Origin of the sequence: Micromonospora sonneratiae (assembly GCF_042679305.1) — a bacterium.
Classification (GTDB): domain Bacteria; phylum Actinomycetota; class Actinomycetes; order Mycobacteriales; family Micromonosporaceae; genus Micromonospora_H; species Micromonospora_H sonneratiae.
This window is the reverse complement of record NZ_JBHTMP010000093.1, coordinates 1-21,340: the sequence shown is the minus strand read 5'-3', so window position 1 is coordinate 21,340 and position 21,340 is coordinate 1. Positions and strand designations below refer to the sequence as shown.

The 21,340-nt window shown below is 70.4% G+C and carries 20 protein-coding genes; 15 read left to right on the top strand and 5 right to left on the bottom strand.

Annotation, left to right across the window (positions count from 1 at the left end):
* The coding region (locus ACFQ4H_RS32285; protein WP_377578600.1) for a HEAT repeat domain-containing protein at positions 1-1,525 on the bottom strand (1,525 nt) is incomplete at its 3' end.
* A 148-nt stretch (positions 1,526-1,673) separates the two neighbouring features.
* Here ACFQ4H_RS32285 and ACFQ4H_RS32280 point away from each other — a divergent pair.
* Positions 1,674-3,386 (top strand): DAK2 domain-containing protein, encoded by a 1,713-nt coding sequence (locus ACFQ4H_RS32280; RefSeq protein ID WP_377578598.1) that lies wholly within the window; start codon positions 1,674-1,676, stop codon positions 3,384-3,386.
* Positions 3,383-5,635, top strand: coding sequence for an ATP-dependent DNA helicase RecG (recG, locus tag ACFQ4H_RS32275; RefSeq protein ID WP_377578596.1), 2,253 nt, complete (start codon positions 3,383-3,385; stop codon positions 5,633-5,635). The genes ACFQ4H_RS32280 and recG overlap by 4 nt, the downstream gene beginning before the upstream one ends.
* A gap of 121 nt (positions 5,636-5,756) precedes the next feature.
* Here the strand turns inward: recG and ACFQ4H_RS32270 are convergent, their stop codons facing one another.
* Positions 5,757-7,238: a cell wall anchor protein gene (locus ACFQ4H_RS32270; protein WP_377578594.1), complete on the bottom strand. Its 1,482-nt coding sequence runs from the start codon at positions 7,236-7,238 to the stop codon at positions 5,757-5,759.
* A gap of 300 nt (positions 7,239-7,538) precedes the next feature.
* Between ACFQ4H_RS32270 and rsmD the strand changes: the two genes are divergently transcribed.
* From rsmD to ACFQ4H_RS32220, 10 genes are all read left to right on the top strand, one after another.
* Complete coding sequence (gene rsmD, locus ACFQ4H_RS32265; protein WP_377578602.1) at positions 7,539-8,108, top strand: 16S rRNA (guanine(966)-N(2))-methyltransferase RsmD; 570 nt, start codon at positions 7,539-7,541, stop codon at positions 8,106-8,108.
* The gene (gene coaD / locus ACFQ4H_RS32260; protein ID WP_377578592.1) at positions 8,105-8,593 is read left to right on the top strand and encodes a pantetheine-phosphate adenylyltransferase; all 489 of its coding nucleotides are present in this window, start codon (positions 8,105-8,107) and stop codon (positions 8,591-8,593) included. The genes rsmD and coaD overlap by 4 nt, the downstream gene beginning before the upstream one ends.
* A gap of 161 nt (positions 8,594-8,754) precedes the next feature.
* Positions 8,755-9,252, top strand: a complete 498-nt coding sequence (locus ACFQ4H_RS32255) for a hypothetical protein (RefSeq protein WP_377578590.1) — start codon at positions 8,755-8,757, stop codon at positions 9,250-9,252.
* Positions 9,253-9,456: 204 nt separating this feature from the next.
* On the top strand, positions 9,457-10,020 hold the full coding sequence (locus ACFQ4H_RS32250) for a YceD family protein (protein ID WP_377578588.1): 564 nt from the start codon (positions 9,457-9,459) through the stop codon (positions 10,018-10,020).
* 5 nt (positions 10,021-10,025) lie between these two features.
* Positions 10,026-10,199: a 50S ribosomal protein L32 gene (gene rpmF / locus ACFQ4H_RS32245; RefSeq protein ID WP_377578586.1), complete on the top strand. Its 174-nt coding sequence runs from the start codon at positions 10,026-10,028 to the stop codon at positions 10,197-10,199.
* Between the two features lie 114 nt (positions 10,200-10,313).
* Positions 10,314-11,294 (top strand): phosphate acyltransferase PlsX, encoded by a 981-nt coding sequence (locus ACFQ4H_RS32240; RefSeq protein WP_377578584.1) that lies wholly within the window; start codon positions 10,314-10,316, stop codon positions 11,292-11,294.
* Positions 11,291-12,070, top strand: a complete 780-nt coding sequence (rnc, locus tag ACFQ4H_RS32235; protein WP_377578582.1) for a ribonuclease III — start codon at positions 11,291-11,293, stop codon at positions 12,068-12,070. Before ACFQ4H_RS32240 ends, rnc begins: the two co-directional genes overlap by 4 nt.
* Positions 12,063-12,923, top strand: a complete 861-nt coding sequence (gene mutM, locus ACFQ4H_RS32230) for a bifunctional DNA-formamidopyrimidine glycosylase/DNA-(apurinic or apyrimidinic site) lyase (protein ID WP_377578580.1) — start codon at positions 12,063-12,065, stop codon at positions 12,921-12,923. The genes rnc and mutM overlap by 8 nt, the downstream gene beginning before the upstream one ends.
* 199 nt (positions 12,924-13,122) lie before the next feature.
* Positions 13,123-14,178 carry a trypsin-like serine peptidase gene (locus tag ACFQ4H_RS32225; RefSeq protein ID WP_377578578.1) on the top strand — a complete coding sequence of 352 codons (1,056 nt, stop codon included), beginning with the start codon at positions 13,123-13,125 and terminating at the stop codon, positions 14,176-14,178.
* Entirely contained in the window at positions 14,175-15,098 is a 924-nt protein-coding gene (locus tag ACFQ4H_RS32220; RefSeq protein ID WP_377578576.1) for a hypothetical protein, read from the top strand. The genes ACFQ4H_RS32225 and ACFQ4H_RS32220 overlap by 4 nt, the downstream gene beginning before the upstream one ends.
* 91 nt (positions 15,099-15,189) lie before the next feature.
* Here ACFQ4H_RS32220 and ACFQ4H_RS32215 read toward each other — a convergent pair whose 3' ends face one another.
* Complete coding sequence (locus tag ACFQ4H_RS32215) at positions 15,190-15,567, bottom strand: hypothetical protein (protein ID WP_377578574.1); 378 nt, start codon at positions 15,565-15,567, stop codon at positions 15,190-15,192.
* A gap of 257 nt (positions 15,568-15,824) precedes the next feature.
* Between ACFQ4H_RS32215 and ACFQ4H_RS32210 the strand changes: the two genes are divergently transcribed.
* Positions 15,825-16,112 carry a DUF4333 domain-containing protein gene (locus ACFQ4H_RS32210; RefSeq protein WP_377578572.1) on the top strand — a complete coding sequence of 96 codons (288 nt, stop codon included), beginning with the start codon at positions 15,825-15,827 and terminating at the stop codon, positions 16,110-16,112.
* Positions 16,113-16,221: 109 nt separating this feature from the next.
* Here ACFQ4H_RS32210 and ACFQ4H_RS32205 read toward each other — a convergent pair whose 3' ends face one another.
* Together ACFQ4H_RS32205 and ACFQ4H_RS32200 are read right to left on the bottom strand one after the other, a co-directional pair.
* Positions 16,222-17,025: an endo alpha-1,4 polygalactosaminidase gene (locus ACFQ4H_RS32205; protein WP_377578570.1), complete on the bottom strand. Its 804-nt coding sequence runs from the start codon at positions 17,023-17,025 to the stop codon at positions 16,222-16,224.
* A 132-nt stretch (positions 17,026-17,157) separates the two neighbouring features.
* Complete coding sequence (locus tag ACFQ4H_RS32200; RefSeq protein WP_377578568.1) at positions 17,158-17,862, bottom strand: CAP domain-containing protein; 705 nt, start codon at positions 17,860-17,862, stop codon at positions 17,158-17,160.
* 487 nt (positions 17,863-18,349) lie between these two features.
* On the opposite strand from ACFQ4H_RS32200, the gene ACFQ4H_RS32195 reads away from it, so the two are divergent.
* Entirely contained in the window at positions 18,350-18,544 is a 195-nt protein-coding gene (locus tag ACFQ4H_RS32195; protein WP_184533582.1) for a hypothetical protein, read from the top strand.
* 308 nt (positions 18,545-18,852) lie between these two features.
* On the top strand, positions 18,853-21,340 hold a 2,488-nt coding region (smc, locus tag ACFQ4H_RS32190; RefSeq protein WP_377578566.1), incomplete at its 3' end, for a chromosome segregation protein SMC.

Here is a 21,340-nt window from a genome sequence, read left to right as displayed (position 1 = left end):
GGCCGATCGCGGCCAGTGCCCGCTGCACGGCCGGGGTGACCGGCAGGTCGAGCAGTTCGGGCAGGGCGTCGGCGGTGGCCGGGCCGATCCGGGCGAGCGCGGCGGCGAGACTGTCGCGACGGTCGTCGTGTGGCTCGTCGGTGGGCAGATCGCCCAGGCGGCGGCGGATGCCCGGCACGAGGGGGGCGGCCCGGTCACCGAACTGGGCAACCAGGTAACCCACGTCACGGGGCATCCGTTCCAGGTCGAGCGCCCAGGCCAGCATCGGTAGTGCCCGGGGGTCGCCCGCCCCGCTGAGCGCCCGCAGGGCCGGACCCACGGTGGGCAGAGCCTGGGCCCACTCGATCACCCATGGGGTCTGCCCGGTCGTCCTGGAATGGGGTGCCACCCGCTCGGCCGTGGCGGCCAGGACGGTTGCCAGCGCATCGGCGGCGGGTGCCGCGACCCCACCCAGATTCTCCAGGACCTGGACGGCCCGGGAACACAGCTGCGGCTGTCCGTCGCCTACCTGGTCGCCGACCAGGGAGATCAGTTCGGCGTAGTCGCCACGCCATCCGTCGACGAGGTTGCTGGCCGGAAACAGGGCGTCGAGCCGGCACTCCCAGTCCGGGGAGCGCAGCAGGGCGGTCAGCAACCGCACCCGGTCGGGTACCCGGTTGCCGAACGAGGCGCTCACGCTGCGGACCAGGTTGGCGGCACCGGGTGAGCGTCGGCCGTCGTTGCTCTGCTCATGCAGCAGCCGTACCGCGCCGATGAGGGTGCCGGTCTCGAAGCCGGCGGGTGGCGTGGCGGGTGTGCCCGCCTGGTAGACGGCGGTCAGCAGGGGGAGCGCGTCGTCGACCCCGACCATCGGTTGGTCGGTGGGTCCGCTGGGCGACGCGGCCAGTTCCGCCAGCTCGGCCAGGGCCACCAGCTGCAGCCGCGGGTCCGGGTCGGTCGACAGCATCCCGGTCAGCCGCTCCCGAACCGCGGTGGTGTCCCCGGCAAGACGGGCCAGTTCGGCCGCGACCCGTACGATCGCCGCCCGGACCGTCGGATCGTCCTCGTCCTCGTCCGACAGGCGGTCGAGCAGCCGTGTCACCGTCGCTGGTGCCTGCTGCGGGCAGGCCGGCAACACGGCGGTTGCGGCGGCGCGTACCTCCGGGTCCGGATCCTCCAGCAGGGTGACCCACAGCGGGTACGCCTCGGCGACCGCCTGGTTGGCCCGCCGGTGGTGCCCGGTCAGCTCGGTCGGGTCCTCGGCGCTTCCGATGCTGGCCAGCAGCTGCACCACCGCCGCCCGGCCGGGTGACCCGGGATGCTGCGCGATGCGTAACAGGAACGGGATCGCCGCGATCGTGCAGGGGTAGACGTCGCCCTGGTGGTGCACCGCGCCGTACATGCCGTCGAGCGCCACCTCCCGTACGGCGGGGTCGGGGTCGACCAGGCCACGTAGCAGGTCGGGGACCTCGGCTGCGGACCCGTACGCATGCCGTAGCCGGCTCCAGCGGATCTTGTCGAGGCCGGTGAACAGGTCGTCCGTCATGTGCCGGGATCCTGCCCGAACCGTGCGACAGGACCATCGGTCGGGGCCGCGTCCGACGCGACGCCCGCAGTCTCCCCGTTACGACGCGGGTACGACGGTGTAGTCCGTGGTCACCGGCCTGTCAGGGGACGACAGTAGGCTTCTGCTCATGCTGGACGCCGTGGATGCCGCCGCCGTACACCGGTGGTGCGCGGGTGGACTGGCGGCCCTCAAGCGGCATCAGGGCGAGATCGACGAGCTGAACGTCTATCCGGTGCCCGACGGCGACACCGGCACCAACCTGGTGCTCACCTTCACCTCCGCGCAGCAGGCGCTGACCTCCGGCCTCGAAGTCTCCCCACAGGGTGAACCGACGGCCCACGGGCGGGCGTTGCGCCTGATGGCCCGGGGCGCGTTGCTCGGTGCCCGGGGCAACTCCGGGGTGATCGTGGCGCAGATCCTGCGGGGCCTCGCCGACGCGTTGGCCGAGGCACCGGTGGTGCGGGGCCGGGCGCTGGCCGGTGCGTTGCGTTCGGCCAGCGCGGCGGCCTACACGGCGGTGGCCAAACCGGTCGAGGGCACCCTGCTGTCGGTGGTCGCCGCTGCGGCGGAGGCCGCCGAGCAGACCGACACCGACGATCTTGCGGTGGTGACCCGGGCCGCCGCGACGGCCGGTGCCGAGGCCCTCGGGCGTACCCCCGAACAACTACCGGAGCTGGGCCGGGCCGGGGTGGTCGATGCCGGCGGGCGGGGCCTCTGTCTGCTGCTGGACGCCCTGGTGGAGGTGGTCACCGGACAGCGCCCGGACCGGCCGGCGTACCCACCGTCACCGGCCCGTCGGGCGGAGCCCACGCAACCCCGGGCCCACCGGCTCGCGTCCGTGCCCCGGGAGACCGGTTCCCTGGAGTACGCCTACGAGGTGCAGTACCTGCTCGACGCGGACGCGGCGGCGGTCGACCGACTGCGGGGCGTACTGGCCGGGCTCGGTGACTCGCTGGTGGTGGTCGGTGACGGCACCGGGGCGGACGGCGGGCCCTCCACCTGGCAGGTGCACGTGCACGTCAACGACGTCGGCGCGGCGGTGGAGGCGGGGGTGGTCGCCGGTCGGCCGCACCAGATCTCCGTCACCAGGTTCGCCGACCAGATCGGGGATCAGCCGGTCGCCGACCGGATCGAAAGCCAGCCGGTCGCTGATCGACCGGAGGACCGGCCGCCGGCCGTACCCGACCGGGGACGGCGGGCTGCCGTGGTGGTGGCGGCCGGCACCGGGCTGACGGAACTGTTCACCGCCGAGGGGGCCACGGTGGTGGCCGGCAAGCCGTCCATCGGTGACCTGCTGACGGCCATCGAGTCGACCGGTGCCGCCCGGGTGGTGGTGCTGCCCAACGACCGGGACACCCAGACCGTGGCCTCAGCGGCGGCCCGGGAGGCCCACACGCTCGGCCTGAAGGTCAGCGTCGTGCCGACCCGGTCGCCGGTGCAGGCGCTGGCGGCGCTGGCCGTACGCGATCCCGGCCGACGCTTCGAGGACGACGTGATCGCGATGGCGGAGGCGGCCGGGGCCTGCCGCTCCGGCGAGGTCTGCTATGCCAGCCGGGAGGCGTTGACGGTCGCCGGCCCGTGTCAGCCGGGAGACGTACTCGCCCTGGTCGACGGGGAGGTCCACCTGATCGGCTCGGACCTGGCGGACACCTCCACAGCCCTGGTCGACCGGATGCTCGGCGGCGGTGGCGAACTGGTGACCCTGCTGCTCGGTGCCGACGCTCCGGCCCGGCTGGCCGACACGGTCCAGGCACACGTCGCCCGGCACTGGCCGTTCGTCGAGGTGCAGGGCTATTCCGGCGGGCAACCGCACTATCCGTTGCTGGTGGGGGTCGAATGACCGAGCAGTCCTCGGTGGAGACACCGCTGAAGAAGCTGGTCGGGGAGAAGACGGCCAAGGCGCTGGCCAGCCACCTCGACCTGCACACCGCCGGTGACCTGATCTACCACTTCCCCCGGCGCTACGACGAGCGGGGCGAGCACACCGACATCCGCTCCCTGGCCGTGGGCGAGGAGGTGACCGTGCTCGGCCAGGTGCGTCGTACGGCGGTCCGCCCGATGCGGCAGCGGCGGGGCAACCTGCTCGAGGTCACCGTCGAGGACGGTTCCGGCGGGCAGTTGACCCTGACCTTCTTCGGTAACCAGGCGTGGCGGGAACGGGAACTGCGTCCCGGCCGGTGGGGACTGTTCGCCGGCAAGGTCACCGAGTTCCGGGGCAAGCGCCAGCTCAACGGCCCGGACTACGTGCTGCTCGGCGACGGCCCCGCCGACGGGGAGGCGGCGGCCAGCGACGACCGGTCCGAGCACGCCAGGTCGCGTGACGCGGGGTCAGACTGGTCGCCCGAGATCGAGGAGTTCGCCGGGGCCCTGATCCCGGTCTACCCGGCCGCTGCGGCGGTGCCCACCTGGGTGATCGCCCGATGTGTTCGGGTGGTGCTGGACACCTTCACCCCGCCGGAGGATCCGCTGCCGGCGACGGTACGGGCCACCCGCAACCTGGTCGGTCTCGGTACCGCCCTACGGGAGATCCACCGGCCGTCCACCAAGGAGGACCTCTACCGGGCCCGACGGCGGCTGAAATGGGACGAGGCGTTCGCCGTACAGATCACGCTCGTCCAGCGCAAGCACCGCGCGGCGGCGTGGCCGGCGCGACCCCGGCCACCACGCGACGCCGGGCTGCTGGCCGCCTTCGACGCGAAGCTGCCCTACGAGCTGACCGCCGGGCAGGTCACCGTCGGTACGGAGATCGCCGCCGATCTGGCCACCGCACATCCGATGCACCGGCTCTTGCAGGGCGAGGTCGGCTCCGGCAAGACGCTGGTGGCGTTACGGGCCATGCTCCAGGTCGTCGACGCGGGTGGGCAGGCCGCGCTGCTGGCCCCGACCGAGGTGCTGGCCGCCCAGCACTACCGGGGCATCCTCGACCTGCTCGGCCCGCTCGGTCGGGCCGGTGAGCTGGACGGCGACCCGGACGGCACCCGGGTCGCCCTGGTCACCGGTTCGCTGGGCGCGGCGGCCCGGCGGCACGCGCTGGAGGAGGTGGCCAGCGGCAACGCGGGCATCGTGCTGGGCACCCACGCCCTGCTCTACGAGGGGGTCGACTTCGCCGACCTCGGGCTGGTGGTGGTGGACGAGCAGCACCGGTTCGGGGTGGAACAGCGCGACGCCTTACGGGCCAAGGCCGAGCAGCCGCCGCACGTGCTGGTGATGACGGCGACGCCGATCCCGCGCACGGTGGCGATGACCGTCTACGGCGACCTGGAGACCTCCACCCTGGCCCAGTTGCCGAGTGGACGCTCGCCGATCGCCTCGCACGTCGTACCGGCCGCCGAGAAGCCCGCCTATCTGGACCGGGCGTGGCGTCGGTTGCGCGAGGAGGTGGCCGCCGGCCACCAGGCGTACGTGGTCTGCCCACGGATCGGATCCGGGCCGGAGTCCGAGGAGGAACCGCCGTCGGCGGACGACTCGGGTCGGCGTCCTCCGTTGGCGGTGGCGGAGGTCGCGCCGCTGCTGGCCGAGGGGCCGCTGCACGGGTTGCGGATCGGGATGCTGCACGGCCGGCTGCCGGCCGACGAGAAGGACGCGGTGATGCGTTCGTTCGCCGCCGGTGACATCGACGTGCTGGTGGCGACCACGGTGGTCGAGGTGGGCGTCAACGTGCCGAACGCGACCGTGATGATCGTCCTGGACGCCGACCGGTTCGGCGTGTCCCAGTTGCACCAGCTCCGGGGTCGGGTCGGTCGGGGCTCGGCACCGGGACTGTGCCTGCTGGTCTCCGAGACGCTGGAAGGCTCCCCGGCCCGGGAGCGCCTGGACGCGGTGGCCTCCACCACCGACGGGTTCCGGTTGGCCGAACTCGACCTGGAACAGCGCCGCGAGGGTGACGTGCTCGGGGCGACCCAGTCCGGTCGGCGTTCGCACCTGCGGCTGTTGTCGCTGCTGAAGGACACGGATCTGATCCGTGACGCGCGGGCCGAGGCGATCGCGCTGGTCGAGGAGGACCCGGAGCTGGAACGGCATCCGGCCCTGGCCGCCTCGGTGGCCGTCCTGGTCGACGAGGAGCGCGCCGGATACCTGGAGAAGGGCTGACCCGGGGCAGGGCAGTCCCTGTCGTGTCGAAGACGCACCGAGGGCGGGTGACCGGATCGGTCACCCGCCCTCGGCGGTTCTTCAGTTGTCGTTGCTCAGGTCGACCCGGGTCGGGTCAGCCTCAGGCGGTGAACCGCAGCCGACGACGGCGGGCCACGAAGAACAGCGCGATACCGGCGATCAGCAGGACCACGGCACCGGCCGCGATGCCACCGGCAGCGGCACCGGTAACGGGCAGGCCGCCACCGTCGCCACCGCAGTTGGCCGGCTTCTCGTAGACGGCCTCGAACGGCTCGATGTCAAGGCCGGTGAAGGTGACGATCGCCGCCTCGGCGTCGGACGCCTTGAACTTGACGGTCTTGGTCTCGCCAGCCGGAACGGTCACCGTCTCGGTCTTGTCGCCGTAGACGATCTTCGCCTCGACCGGGGTGACACCCTCCGGGTTCTGCACACCCACCGTGAAGCTCTCGCAGTCGGACTCGGCGACCACGGTCGGCAGCTCGCAGTTCTCGGGCCGCTGCCACTTGTAGGGCTTGGCCTCGAAGCCGTCCGCCGTCACGATGACCTCAGCGGCGTGCTCAGCCGGAACCTCGACGGTCTCGCCCTTGTTCGCGGCGACGGTGACCTTCTTGGTCCACGAACCGGCGGTGATGGTGAACTCCACCGGGTACTTGCTGATCTTGCCGTTGTTGCTGAGGTTGACGATGACGCTGCCGTCACAGTTGGACACGAACTCGGCAGCCGGCTGCTGGCAGGCCTTGCTGCCGCCGTTGTACCAGCCGTTGGGGCCCGAGGACCGGTTGCCCGGCGCGCCGGGGCTGCCCAGCTTCTTGTTGCCGTAGGTCGGGCCGTCCTTGACGATCTCCTCGATGACCTGGTCCCGGCCGCCCCAGATCAGGTCGACCTGGGTGTGGCAGTCGGGCAGTTCGACGTTGAGCTCGATCTTGGTCTGGCCAGCCTTGATCGTGTCGGTGTCGGGCTCACCGTAGACGTACTGCGGCACGGAGAACTCCGGCCGCGGCGCGAAGTAGGAGACCAGCGTGAAGGGCTGTTCGACGCCCTCGCACAGTGGACGCTCGCCGACCAGTTCGACAGTGGCCTTTCCGCCGGGACCGTCGAAGGTGTGCTTGAACTTCGCCTCGCTGGCCGAGACACAGGGCGGCGGGGCCTGCTCACAGGTGCCCCGGCCGAGGTCGGCCGTGCCATCGTTCGTCTTCTTGTCCGTGATCCGGCCGTTCTTGGACCAGGTCGCGTAGACGGAGAGCTTGGCGGTACCGGTCTGGTCCCCGGCTACCTCCTGGGTGCCGACGACGGTGTCGCCCTGCTTGCCGAGAGGAGCGAGAACTGTGCCCTCGATGTTGCTGACCGGGCTGTTGATGCTGGGGGTGACCTTCACCAGCGTGGCGTGCTTGTCACGCTCGCTGTGGGTCACCGTCCACGTGATGATTTTCTTGCCGGTGGTGGGCTCGCATACCGTCGTGCCCTTGATCACGGTGTGGTGCGCGCTTGCGGGCGCGGCGACGGCCACTGCCGCCGCGAGGCCGACTACGGCGGCCCCGAGGATGGCGAGCGGTCGCCGCAGCGACAGCTTGGGACGGATCACGCGTACTCCTGGAAAATGGGGATGTCTAAGCGTGGCGCCGGGGGCGGTGAACTGAACTCAGGCCCGGCTTGTGGGCCATTTGGTTCTTCTGCACGAGTGGCAGGCCAACCGTTGCCCGCCCAGCGCCAGACCTTAGCGATTGCGGCGACGGCAAAGTGTCCTTTAGACGACGCTAAGAATGATGTTGTCGAGTTGAAATGATTGATCTACCGAAGGTGACCGCCTGATGCTTTTGGGTCCATCTCCCGTGCCGGTCGAGGTCGGCCGGTTGTCACGTAACGTCAACGGCATGCAAGGGGAATCGAGATGACCCGGATCGTCGCGGGTACGTTCGGCGGCCGGCGCATCGTCGCCCCGCCCGGAGCACATACCCGGCCGACTTCCGACCGGGTGCGTGAGGCGTTGTTCAGTGCACTGGAGACGATGACCGATCTGGACGACAGCCGTTTTCTCGACCTTTACGCGGGCTCCGGCGCGGTCGGTCTGGAGGCCCTGTCCAGGGGTGCGGCGCATGTGCTGCTCGTCGAATCGGATCCCCGGGCCGCCCGGATCATCCGGGAGAACCTGACCGTTCTGCGGGCCACACCGGCCGCCCGGTTGAATACCGCGAAGGTGTCGCAGGTATTGGCTGCCGGTCCGACCGATGGGCCGTACGACGTGGTCTTCGCCGACCCGCCGTACTCCGTACCGGCCGAGGAGATCACCACGACGCTGGCCGCGCTGGTCGACGGTGGCTGGCTGGCGGCGGACGCCGTGGTCGTGGTGGAGCGGTCGAGCCGGACCGGACCGGTCGACTGGGTGGAAGGCGTCACTGCCGAACGCAGCCGACGGTACGGGGAGACCACCCTTTGGTACGGTCGCCGCTCATGAGACGTGCGGTGTGTCCTGGATCATTCGACCCGGTCACCAACGGTCACCTCGACATCATCGGTCGAGCGAGTCGACTGTTCGACGAGGTCATCGTCGGGGTGCTGATCAACCAGTCGAAGAGCGGTCTGTTCACCATCGAGGAGCGGATAGCGATGCTCCGCGAGGTGACCGCCTCATACGACAATGTCCGGGTGGAGTCGTTCCGAGGGCTCCTGGTCGATTTCTGCCGGGCACAGCAGGCGGAAGTTCTGATCAAGGGGCTGCGGGCGGTCAGCGACTTCGATTACGAGTTGCAGATGGCACAGATGAACATCGGTCTGGCCGGCGTCGAGACGCTCTTCATGCCGACCAACCCGCTCTATTCCTTCCTGTCGTCGAGCCTGGTCAAGGACGTCGCCAAGTGGGGTGGTGACGTCTCCGCGCATGTGCCGGACCTGGTCGGTGATCTTCTGCGGCAACGCCTGGTGCCGACCCAGGAAGGTTGACCGGCCGGCGTACGGTCGGTCGAGCCGATCGGACGACGCGCCGCGCCGAAAGAGGTATGGCCACCCGGTCGTATGCGGGACGCATCATTGGGTGAGCAGTAATTCGGTCGGACGTCGCATTATGGAGGTTCGGCCGACCAAATGACAGGAGTGAGGTGCCGGTGGACCCGCTCGACCGCATCGACGAGATCATCGCCATGGTGGAGGCGGCCCGGTCCGTCCCGATGTCGCGCAACAACTGCATGGTCGACCGAGGCGAGATGATCGGCGCCCTCGACGAGCTGCGCGCCGAACTCCCCGCCGACCTGCGGCGAGCCGCTGTCCTGCTCGGGGAGCGGGACAAGATCATGGATGCCGGGAAGCGGGAGGCCGACCGGATCATCAGTGAGGGTGAGGCCGAGCACGCCCGGCTGGTCTCGATCAACGAGATCACGGTTTCCGCCGAGCACGAGGGGGCCCGGATCATCGCGGAGGCGCGGGCGGAGGCGCAGCGGCTGCGCGACGAGGTCGACGACTACGTCGACACCGCGCTGGCCAATTTCGAGCAGTTCCTCACCCGGGCGCTGGCCTCGATCGAGCGCGGGCGGGACAAGATGCATGCGCTGCGGGAGATCGGCACCTTCGGCGGCGAGGACAGTGAGCGTCCGCTGTCGTTCTGAGCCGGTTTCGCCCCGGGGGTCACGCTTCGGTTCCGCCAGCGGCGATGGTCGGTTCCGCCAGGGGCGATGGGCCGGGTCGGCCCGGGGCGCGGGCCGGGTACGCTTCGGTGCGGTCCCGCTGCGGTCAGAGGTGCCCCGGTTCGACGCTGGGCCCGCTGCCCAGGTAACCTCACATGTCGGCCACACACAGGCCGGAGTCTGACTATGCCCAAACCTTCGCCAAACCAACTCAGCCCCAGGTCGCCGCTGGTCCTCGACACGAGGGAACTGCCGCGCCGACCTGGCGCGTTGCGTACGGTCAAGCGGGTGGTGTCGGCGCCAGCGGACCTCGGGCTGGAGCTGATCGGCGTGCCGGAAGGCGCTGAACTCAGTCTCGACCTGAGGCTCGAGTCGGTGTCCGAGGGCGTGCTCGTCTCGGGGACCGTCGCCGGTCCCGTCGAGGGCGAGTGCGGCCGTTGCCTGCGCCCGATCAGCGACTCGCTGGTCGTCAGGATCCAGGAGCTGTACGCATACGAGAACAGCACCACGGACGAGACGGCCGACGAGGACGAGGTGGGCCGGATGCAGGGCGATCTGATCGACCTGGAGCCGGCGTTGCGGGACGCGGTGGTGCTCGCACTGCCGACCAACCCGCTGTGCCGAGACGACTGCCCAGGGCTGTGCTCCGAGTGTGGAGTGCACTGGGACGAACTGCCGGCTGACCACAGCCACCAGCAGATCGACCCGCGCTGGGCTGGCCTGTCGCAACTGACCCGTCAAGAGGAGTAAGAACCGTGGCCGTCCCCAAGCGCAAGATGTCGCGCAGCAACACCCGGTCCCGCCGGGCGAACTGGAAGGTTGCGGCGGTCGCGACCGTGGCGTGCCCGCAGTGCAAGTCGCCGAAGCTGCCGCACGCCGCGTGTGGTGTCTGTGGCACCTACAACGGCCGTCAGGTCCTCGAGGTCTGACCCGGACACCGAGTGACGCCTCCGACATCGGGTCGGTTGGCGCGCGCGCCCAGGCGACTGCCCGGTGCACCGGCTCCCGCCAACGCCGGCCGAGTTCATCCGGCCGGCGTTCCAGTGGAGCCGGGCACCGCGCGGATCGCCGTTGACCTCCTCGGCGGGGACGGTGCTCCCGCCGTCGTGGTTGACGGCGCTCTGCGGGCGTTCAACGCCGATCCCCACCTGCATCTGCTGCTCATCGGCCCGCCTGAGGCTGCCGGTGGGTTCCTCGACGTGCTGCCCCCGGCGGCCCGTCACCGGGTGACCGTACGTCCGGCCTGGGCCGCAGGCTCGGTCCACGACCAGCCCGTACGGGCCAGCCTGGCCGAGACCACCGTGCGGGCCGCCGCCGCTGCCATCGCCGACGGCACCGCCGACGCACTCGTCTCCGCCGGAGACACCGGTGCCACCGTGACCGCCGCCGCCCTCGTCCTCGGCCGGTGGCCGGGCGTGCGCCGCCCCGCCCTGGTGGCCACGATGCCGGCCATCAAGGGGCCGGTCGTACTTCTCGATGTGGGCGGTTCGGTGGAGGCCAGCGCCACCACCCTGTCCCGGCACGCTGCTCTCGGCGCTGCCTACGCGGCGGTCGCCCACGCCGTACCCCGACCCCGGGTCGGGCTGCTGTCCATCGGCACCGAGACCGGCAAGGGGGATCGGGCCCGGCGGGCCGCGGACCCGGCACTCGCCGACCAGCCACTGCCCTGCGACGCCCGGTACGTCGGACTGGTCGAGGGGTACGACATCGCGCTGGGCGAGCGTTGCGACGTCGTGGTCACCGACGGGTTCACCGGTAATGTGCTGCTCAAAGCCATCGAGGGCGCGTACGCGATGGCCGGTGGGCCACCCGCGAACGGGGGTGCGCCCCGCGCCGCCGCCCTGCTGGGCGTGGCCGGCACCGTCGTCGTCTGCCACGGTGCGGCCCGGGCGGACGACGTCGCCTCCGGCATCGCCCTGGCCGCACATCTGCATCGTCGCCGCGCCGCTACGGCGATCTCCACCCTGCTGGCCGTCGAGCCAGGTCGGAACCACCACACGAACAACACCGAGGTAACCGCATGAGCAACGACAAGCGACGCCGAGCGCCGGTGGAACACCTGGAGACGGCGTTCGGCGTCAAGCTGGAGCCGGAACTGCTCGAACGCGCGCTGACCCACCGCTCGTTCGCGTACGAGAACGGCGGACTGCCGACCAACGAGCGGCTGGAGTTCCTCGGCGACTCGGTGCTCGGCGTGGTGATCACGTCGGCGCTCTTCCACAACCACCCCGATCTGCCCGAAGGACAACTGGCCAAGCTGCGGGCCAGCGTCGTCAACATGCGGGCACTGGCCGACGTCGCCCGGGGGCTCGGCCCGGAGGGCCTCGGGCCCTACCTGCTGCTCGGCAAGGGCGAGGAGATCACCGGTGGCCGGGACAAGGCCAGCATCCTGGCCGACACGCTGGAGGCGCTGCTCGGCGCGATCTATCTGCAGTACGGGCTGCCGGCCACCGAGACCGTCATCCACCGGCTGTTCGACCCGTTGATGGCCGAGTCGGCCGGCCGGGGCGCGGCCCTGGACTGGAAGACCAGCCTCCAGGAGTTGACCGCGTCGCTCGGGCTCGGGGTCCCGGAGTACCGGATCGACGAGGCCGGCCCGGACCACCTCAAGACGTTCACCGCGTGGGTGGTCGTGGCCGGCAACCGGTACGGCGGTGCCGAGGGGCGCAGCAAGAAGGAAGCGGAGCAGCGGGCGGCCGAGGCCGCCTGGCGCACGCTCTCCGAGCAGACGGCGGAGCCGACCGGCTCGGTCGAGCCGGTCGAGTCGGTTCCGGCCGAGCAGGGAACACCGCGTGCCTGAGTTGCCCGAGGTGGAGACCGTCCGGGAGGGCCTGGCCCGGTGGGTGGTCGGCCGGCGGATCGCCACCGTGGACGTACGCCATCCGCGTGCCGTGCGGCGGCATGTGCCCGGTGCGGAGCACTTCGCCGACGTACTCGCCGGACGGACCGTGCTCGACGCCCGTCGGCGGGGCAAGTACCTCTGGCTGCCGTTGGACAGCGGCGACGCGATCGTCGGGCACCTCGGCATGTCCGGGCAGCTCCTGGTGCAGCCACCGGAGGCACCCGACGAGACCCACCTGCGGATTCGGTTCACCTTCGACGACGACGGCGGCTCGGAACTCCGCTTCGTCGACCAGCGCACCTTCGGCGGCCTGTCGGTCTCCGAGGGCGGCGCGACGCTGCCTGCGGAGATCGCGCACATCGCCCGGGACCCGATCGATCCGGAGTTCTCCGCCGCCGACTTCCTGACCGGGCTGCGCCGTCGGCGTACCGAGGTGAAGCGGGCGCTGCTCGACCAGACCCTGATCTCCGGGGTGGGCAACATCTACGCGGACGAGGCGCTGTGGCGGGCGCGTCTGCATGGTGCCCGGCAGACCGACGCGCTCACCGGCCCGGCGGTCAGCCGACTGCTCGGCCACGTACGCGACGTGCTCGAAGAGGCCATCAAGGTCGGTGGTACGAGCTTCGATGCGCTCTACGTCAACGTCAACGGCGAGAGCGGCTACTTCGACCGGTCGCTCAACGTGTACGGCCGGGAGGGGCTGCCCTGCCACCGGTGCGGTACGCCGATCCGGCGGGAGCCGTTCATGAACCGTTCCTCGCACAGTTGCCCACGTTGCCAACCCCGCCCCAGGACCGCGGCCAGGAGCTGATTTCCCGGTCAGACCACATGCTTTCCGGCCGTCGCTGCTTCGTCCGATCCCGAGGAGTGGGTGTCCGAAAGGGTCTCCCTGGTCGGGTGAGCTGGCCGTTCGATAAGCTGCGGAACCCGTGAGCCCGTGGCCCCACCTGTGGGATGGCCGGTGACCACGGCAGTGACGACGCGATTGTCGCGGGTGGGGACGGAACAGCGTGCGATTGTGGTCTCGGCCGGGTGTGCTGGCGGTGGCCGGCGTCTTCGGTGCAACCCTGTTGGCTGCCTGTGCACCGACGGTGACCGGCGTTCCGAGGGCGGGTGCCTACACACCCGACCTGGCGAACGAGGTGGCCGGCGTCGAACGGGTCGACCTGCGTAAGGACTTCGCCGACTCGCCACAGTCGGTCAACGACTACTGGACGAAGGACCGCACCGACGAGGCCGAGGCGCCGCCCCTGCCCAAGCCGGACGGGAACACCACCGGCACCGAGGAGGAGGCCGTCTCGGTGACGATCCATCCCACCACCGGTGCGCTGGATCAGGTGCCGCCGAGCGCCAACGGAGACCACAACGGCGGCCAACGGTGGTCCAAGGCCGGCCTGAGCGGACGTACCGTTGGTCGGCTCTACTTCACCCTCGGCGGACGGCCGTACGTCTGTAGTGCCGCGGTGGTCAACTCCAAGTCCGGCAGGATCGTGGCGACGGCTGGACACTGCCTGTTCGGTACGGGAGAGCGACGGGAGTGGGTCCGGCAGGTGATGTTCGTTCCCGGGGACGAGGCCGGTAAGGCGCCGCACGGCCGGTGGTCCGCGGAAACGGGCTTCGTCACGAAGCAGTTCATGAACAGCGCTTTCTCCACCGCGACGAGCACCTCCGGATCCGGATGGCAGTTCGACACCGCCTTCCTGCGTATGCGCCCGCTCAACGGCAAGACGATCCAACAGGCGTTGGGGGCGCAGGGGATCGCGTTCGGCCACCGGCCGGAGGGGTTGATGGTGTTGGGATATCCCAGCGCCAAGCCCTTCGACGGGAAGTCGATGCGTTACTGCTCCGCGTCCAGCACCCGGACCCATCCCGGCGTCCACGGGGACTACGGGCTGCCGTGTGTCATGACACCGGGCTGCTCCGGTGGTCCCTGGTTGACCCGGTTCGATCCGGTGAAGGGCGCAGGTTACGTCGTATCGACCAGTTCCGTCGGGGACAGCGAAACGCTCTACGGGTCGACGATGGGTAAGACGGCCTATGACCTCTACCTCGAGGCGGACAAGTGACAGCCATTTCCATCCGGGGACGGGCCCGGGGCCGTGGGGCACGTCGAATGTTGAGCGTGCTGGTCGGGTTCACCGTGCTGACCGGTTGCAGTGTGCCGACGGATGGGCTGGCGCTGCCCGCCCGGCAACAGGCCGAGGAGTACCAGGCCGCCCGGTTCGTCGAGTCACTGGACGGACTGCGCCGCTACTTCGTCGAGGCCACCAACATCAAGGGCACGGTGTTCACCTTCGCCAGCTTCGAGGGCAAGAAAGCAAAGTCCGAGGTGGACACGTACGTGCTCGGCGAGCCGCCCGCGCTGCTGACCCGGTCTAGGTCCGGCCATGCCGGCGACAACATCGACATGTACCACCCGGCCGGCTCGGATCAGGACCTGCTGTTGCTGGGCACGCTGTACCGCAGTTTGGCACCCACACCGTGGGTCTCCCACCGGACCCACTTTCCGAAGGACGGCTTCTACGTCTGCACGATGACCGGTGTCATGGTCGGCTGCAAGATGTTGGACGCGATGGAGTTGACCCAGAAGGAGAATCCGGCTGGTCTGCTCAAGAAGTACACCCGACATGCGGACGGTCGGGTGGAACTGCTCACCGGCGTCACCCTGAAGGCGTTCCTCGAAGCGCGGGTGCTGGTCCTGCCGGATGTGCTGAAGGCGAAGGTCACTGACGAAATGCTGAAGCAGTTGATCCCCGTCAACATCAAGTTCGCTGCGGACGGGAGCGTCGATAAGTTCGAGATGAACGGTGTGGTCAAGGGCGGACCGTCGCCTTTCGAGATCCAGGTCGGGTACGACATCACCGGTGCCGCGACAAAGGCGGACTTTCCGTCGCTGCCGCCCCGATCCGATGTCACCGTGCTCGACGAGAGCGGCAAGAAGCGTTTCTACGACAGGCTTGGCGACCTCAAGTCCCAGCCTATCTGATTGTCCAGATAGGACCTGATTACTCTCATGACTCAGCCGCCGCCGCAGGGGCCCTATCGCCCCGTGCCGCCCCAACCTGGTCCTGGGCAGCCTAATCCTGGGCAACCTGGACCCGGGCAACCTGGACCGCCGCAGGCGATGCCCCCACGGCCCGGCCCACCGCCGCCCGTACCCCCGGCACGGCCCGGCCCACCGCCGCCCGTACCCCCGGCACAGCCTGGGCCACCGCCGGGCCGGTTCGTTCCCGCCGGGCAGCAGCAACCGGCCCCGAGGCCCGGTAACCATCCGACGCCCGGATATCCGGCACCGCCGCCGGGTTGGCAGCAGCAACCAGCTGGACCCGGACAGCCGCCTCGGCAACCGCCGCAGGCTCCGGTGTACCCGCAGGGGCAGCCTCAGGCTCCGGCGTACCCGCAGGCTCCGCCGTATCCGAAGGCTCCGCCGCAGGCCCCGGCACACCCGCAAGCACCGGCAAAGGCTCCGGCGTTCCCGCAGGCGCAGCCGCAGGCCCCGGCGTACCCGAAGGCTCCGCCCCAGGCACCCACGACACCGACGGTTGCCCAGCGGCCACCGATGCAGCCGCAGGGCGCACCGGGGCAGTGGCAGCAGCCGAGCCCTCGCCAACCTGCTGCACCGCCCGGCTGGCCGCCCCAACCCGCGCCGCCCTCCGTACCGGTGCCGAGTGGGCAGCCGCGACGGAAGTCGAAGGCTCCCAAGATCCTGCTGGTGACCGGTGTCGGTGCCGTACTGGTGGTCGTGCTGGCTGTGGTGCTGGTTCGGGTGTTGAGCACCCCGGTCTTCGACAGCAAGGCGATGGAGAAGGGCATCGCCGGGGTGCTCACCAGGGACTTCGGTGAGGGGGACGTCAGCGACGTACGGTGCCCGTCCGAGCAGAAGGTCGAGAAGGACGCCACCTTCACCTGCACCGTCAAGGTCAAGGGTGCGGAGAAGCGGGTCACCATCAAGGTGGTCAACGAGCAGAACGGCGAGTACGAGGTCGGCCAACCGCACTGATGCTGGCAGGCCCGCCCGACACTGGCCGGTTCGAAGCTGTCGAGCTGGGTGCAGCAGTGCGCCCAGCTCGACAGCCGTCGTGGGGGGTCACTCCGGGCGGGGCTCACAGTCACTCCGGGCAGGGCTCACGCCAGGCATCGAGTGAGCGGTTCTTACGTATCGAGGCGAAGCCGTAACCGATGGCGGTAGTGCAGAAGACGCTGGTCGGCTGGTCGTACTCGACGTGGAAGACCGCCTTGCCGGCCTGGATGAACGGCAGGAGCCGAGCACACTCGCCCCGCTGGAAGCACTCCTCGTTGACCGCGAAGTCGAACTCGGGGGCCAGGGCCACGACCTGATCGAGGTCGTTGGTCAGTCCGGGGGACAGACCGAGCGATCGGGCCAGGCTGGCCACTCGGCGGTTGAAGACGAGCTGATCATCGAAGGTCAGCGGGAAACCGGTGCTGTTCGCGTACCCGTCCATGCCAGCCGGCATGACCGCATGGAAGCCCTTGCCCCGGCAGAGCCGGAACCGGTCCGCCACGATCGGTTCGAGTACCGACCACTGACGGATGTCCAACCACCGGCTGCCGCTGGTGTCGGCCGCCGTACCGAGGGCACCAACCGGGAACCGTGCGGCATCGGGCCGGGCGGGCAGGTACGTCCCTACCTCGACGTAACAGATCAGCCGTCGGTCGCGGGCGGCCAGCCGCCGGGTGTCCTCGGCCGGGTTGGTGAACGGGTCGAGGACGAACACCCTGGCCTCGGCCTCCGGATCGAGCGTGCCGCTGAGTTGCCACTGCCAACTCAGGCCGGGGCCGGCCGGCCACGAAGTCGTCGCCGGTTCCTCCTTCAGTAGTGCACAGCCGGCAGTGGCCCAGACCAGGGCCAGCGAGGCGACCGCAGTGAGCCAGGGTCGTGATCTCTCCGGCATCTCAGTGACCTGCGGTCGTCAAGAGCGGCACCCCCTCGCAATAAGGAACGAGTCAGCTGCCGCGGCGGCACGGGCCGCTGCCATCCGAGTGACGGAGTCGACGACACCGGACGAGGCCGCGACGTCAGGCGGTCAGGCGACGGAGCCGAAGACCTGGGTCCAGTAGAGGGTGCCGTCGGCGGCGGCGACCACGCCGATGCCGATCGCCTTGGCCTGGCAGTTCAGGATGTTGGCCCGGTGCCCCGCGCTGTTCATCCAACCTTCCATCACCGCAGCCGGGGTCCGGTAGCCGGCGGCCACGTTCTCGGAGATCGCGTTGGAGTAGCCGGCCCGCTCGGCGCGCTGGCTGAAGGAACTGCCGTCGCTGCCGGTGTGTGTCATCTTGTCGTGCTCGGCCTGGTCGGCACTGTGTGCGCGGGCAGCCGTGGCCAGCTTGCTGTTGATCTTCACGGCACCGCAGCCGTTCGCTGCCCGCTCGCTGTTGACGATCGAGAGAACCTGCTCCTCCCGGGTGTCGCCAGCGGGCTGTGCCGGGGCGACGGACGTCCGGCCCGGGGTACGCGTCGGCGTCGACGCTGCCTTACGGCTTGGCGACGGACTCGGGGCGGTCGGGGAACCGGTGCCGGTCGTCCGGGGCGTGGCGGTGCTGGAAGGGGAGCCGGTCGCGGTGGCGGTGCCGGCCGGGGTCGTACCGCCGTCGAACGGGTCGGCCGCCCCCATCCCGCCCGGTTCGGTGCTCGGCGTCGGGGTGGCGGAGGTGCCGGCGAAGTTCGGCGGCAGCAGGGACACACCGAGTCCGAACAGACCCACCAACGCGGTGCCGGTGACGGCCAGCACCAGCGGGCGGTTACGTCGCCGGGGGGCGCGATGCCGGCCTCGACCGGACGACGGTATTGCCCGCCGTGCTGTCGAAGATCGGTTGATCTCGTCTTCCCCGTCGTACACCCTGTTGCCTCCGAAAGATCGGGATATCGCCGTCTTTGACGCTACGGGGCTTCGCTGAGCTGGGGCAACGTGGCTAAGAAAGACATAAGGTTCGGCCGCGAAGATCATCGTTTATGTGCTGTCAGTTTGTCATCGATAACGCATTGGTGTCCGAACGATGATCTCCGTTCGTGCCCCCGGGCGGGAGCAGCGAGTACGGCGGCTGACACGAAAGTGATCTACGCCCAGGTCAACTTGACTAAGTCGGGATACCGCTCCAATATGTTAGAAGTCGCCAGTCGCGCCCGGTCATGCCCGCGTTTGCCTGCGGGAAGATAGTCGCGAACGAGTTGGGCGCGCGTTGGCCGGCCATTCCGGCAGCGCATTACAAGGAGACAATATGGCGAAGGCCCTCTACGGCCACGTTGGCGCGGCGCCTGACCGGCGGATGCTCGACGAGGTCACCCGATTGCGTGCCAGGGTTCAGGCACTGGAGTTCGAGATCACCCGGCTGCGTGCTGAAAATGATCGGCTTGCGGCTGCGGCGGCTGAGGCGGACGATCTGCTGCGTCTCGCCGAGCCCGCGCTGACCTGAGAAGTCCCGGGCGTCGGGACGACCGGCGCCCACGCCTGGTACCCCTGAAACGCACCGAACGAATTGCGCGCCGACACACTCGTGGCGGCGCGCTGTTTTGTTCGTGGAGGCGGGAACACGCCCCCGGACCCGGGCCCGCACCCGCAACGCCGTCGGCACGGACCCGGGCCCAACCGGATCATCAGATACGCTGGTCGCGCGTGCCGTTGCCCGTGGATGGCGCGGCCAGGGCTACCCTGCGGGTTGACCAGGCTCCCGCAGCCGGCTGCCCGACGCCGTCGGCCGTCACGTCGGACGAGGATCGGAACGTGCATCTCAAGACCCTGACGGTACGGGGGTTCAAGTCCTTCGCCTCCGCGACGACCCTCAAACTGGAGCCGGGCATCACCTGCGTGGTGGGTCCCAACGGCTCGGGCAAGTCGAACGTCGTCGACGCCATCGCCTGGGTACTCGGTGAACACAGCGCCAAGGCGTTGCGGGGCGGCAAAATGGAGGACGTCATCTTCGCCGGCACCGCCGGCCGCGCGCCGCTCGGCCGCGCCGAGGTGACCCTCACCATCGACAACACCGATGGTGCGCTGCCCATCGACTACACCGAGGTGTCCATCACCCGCCGGATGTTCCGCTCCGGCGAGAGCGAGTACGAGATCAACGGCAGTTCCTGCCGGCTACTGGACATCCAGGAACTGCTCTCCGACTCCGGGATCGGCCGGGAGATGCACGTCATCGTCGGCCAGGGGCAGCTCGACGCCGTACTGCACGCCAAGCCGGAGGACCGGCGCGCCTTCGTCGAGGAGGCGGCCGGCGTACTCAAGCATCGCAAGCGCAAGGAGAAGGCGCTGCGCAAGCTCGACGCGATGCAGACCAACCTGAACCGGCTCACCGACCTGACCGCCGAGTTGCGCCGCCAGCTCAAGCCCCTGGGCCGGCAGGCGGAGGTGGCCCGGCGGGCGGCCGTCATCCAGGCCAATCTGCGCGATGCCCGGCTGCGCCTGCTGGCCGACGACCTGGCCACCCTGCGTTCCACCCTCGACAAGGAGATCGCCGACGAGACCGCGCTGCGGGAACGACGGGCGATCGTCGAGGAGGAGCACACCGAGGTGCAGCACCGACTGGCCGACCTGGAGGCCGCGCTGGCCGAGGACGCGCCACTGTTGGCCGCCGCCCAGGACACCTGGTACAAGCTGGCCGCGCTACAGGAGCGGTTCCGGTCGACCGAACAACTCGCCCGGGAGCGGCTGCGGCACCTCAGCGCCACCCCCGACGACGAGCGCCCCGGGCGGGACCCGGACGAGTTGGCGGCCGAGGCGGAGAAGGTACGCGACCACGAGGAGGAGTTGCGGGCCGCGCTCACCGACGACCAGGTACGGCTGGCCGAGGCGGTGGAGGGTCGGCAGCATCTCGAACGGCAACTGGCCGAGGCGGAACGGGCCCTGGTCACCGCCGCGAAGGCCATTGCCGACCGGCGGGAAGGGCTGGCCAAACTGACCGGTCAGGTCAACTCGGCGCGGGCCCGTACCGGCTCGGCGGCCGAGGAGATCGCCCGACTGGCCGCCGCGCACGCCGACGCCCTCGGGCGGGCCGAGAAGGCGCAGGCCGAGGTCGACGCCGTCGCCGAGTTGTCCAGCGAGGCCGATCGGGACAACGCCGACCTGGACGCCCGACACGCGGAGGCGGTCGCGGCGCACGAGGCCGCGTCGGCGACCGTACGGGCCCTGTCCGAAGCCGAGCGGGCAGCGGAGAAGGACGCCGCGACCTGGAAGGCCCGGGAAGAGGCGCTGGCCATGGGGCTGCGCCGCAAGGACGGGGCCGGGGCGCTGCTGGCCCAGGCCGGGCAGGTCCCTGGGCTGCTCGGCGGGCTGGCCGGGATGCTCACCGTCGCACCCGGGCACGAGGCGGCGCTGGCCGCCGCGCTCGGGATGTTGGCGGACGCGGTCGCGGTCACCGGGGTCGACGAGGCGGCCGAGGCGATGCGGTTGCTGAAGATCCAGGACGCGGGTCGGGCCAGCCTGCTGGTCGGTGGTCCGGCCGGGCCGGGGATGCTCGGGTCGGCCGACAGTCTGCGGCCGGCCCTGCCGGAGGGCGCCCGCTGGGCACCGGACCTGGTCGGCTGCCCCGACGAGATCCGTCCGGCGGTGCATCGGGCGCTGCGGGACGTCGTACTCGTCAAGGATCTTGAAGCGGCGACCCGGCTGGTCGCCGACAACCCCGAGCTGCGCGCGGTCACGCCCGACGGAGACGTGGTCGGCGCCTATGCGGCGGCCGGCGGCTCGGCCAAGGCCCCCAGTTTCATCGAGGTGCAGGCGGCCGTCGAGGAGGCCCGCGCGAACCGGCTGACCGCCGAGGAGACCAGCGCCGAGCTGCGGGAACAGCTGGCCGAGGCCCGTGCCGAGGTGGCCGCCCGCAAGGAGGCGGTCAACGTCGCCGCAGCCGTCAAGCGGGAGGCCGAGGGGCAGCGCAACGCCGCAGCCCGCCGGTTGGCCGAGTTGGGGGCCGCTGCCCGTTCGGCGAAGGCCGAGACCGAGCGGCTGGCCGAGGCCCGGGCCCGGGCCGAGGCTTCCCGGGACCGGGACCTGGCCGGCCTGGCCGAACTGGAGGAGCGGCTGCGGCTGGCCGAGGCGACCCCGATCGACGAGGAGCCGTCCACCGCCGAACGCGACGAAGTGGCCGCGTACCTGCCGGCGGCCCGGCAGAACGAGATGGAGGTCCGGCTGGCCGTCCGTACCGCTGAGGAGCGGGTGGCGGCGATCGCCGGCCGGGCCGACTCGCTGCTGCGGCAGGCCAACGCGGAGCGGG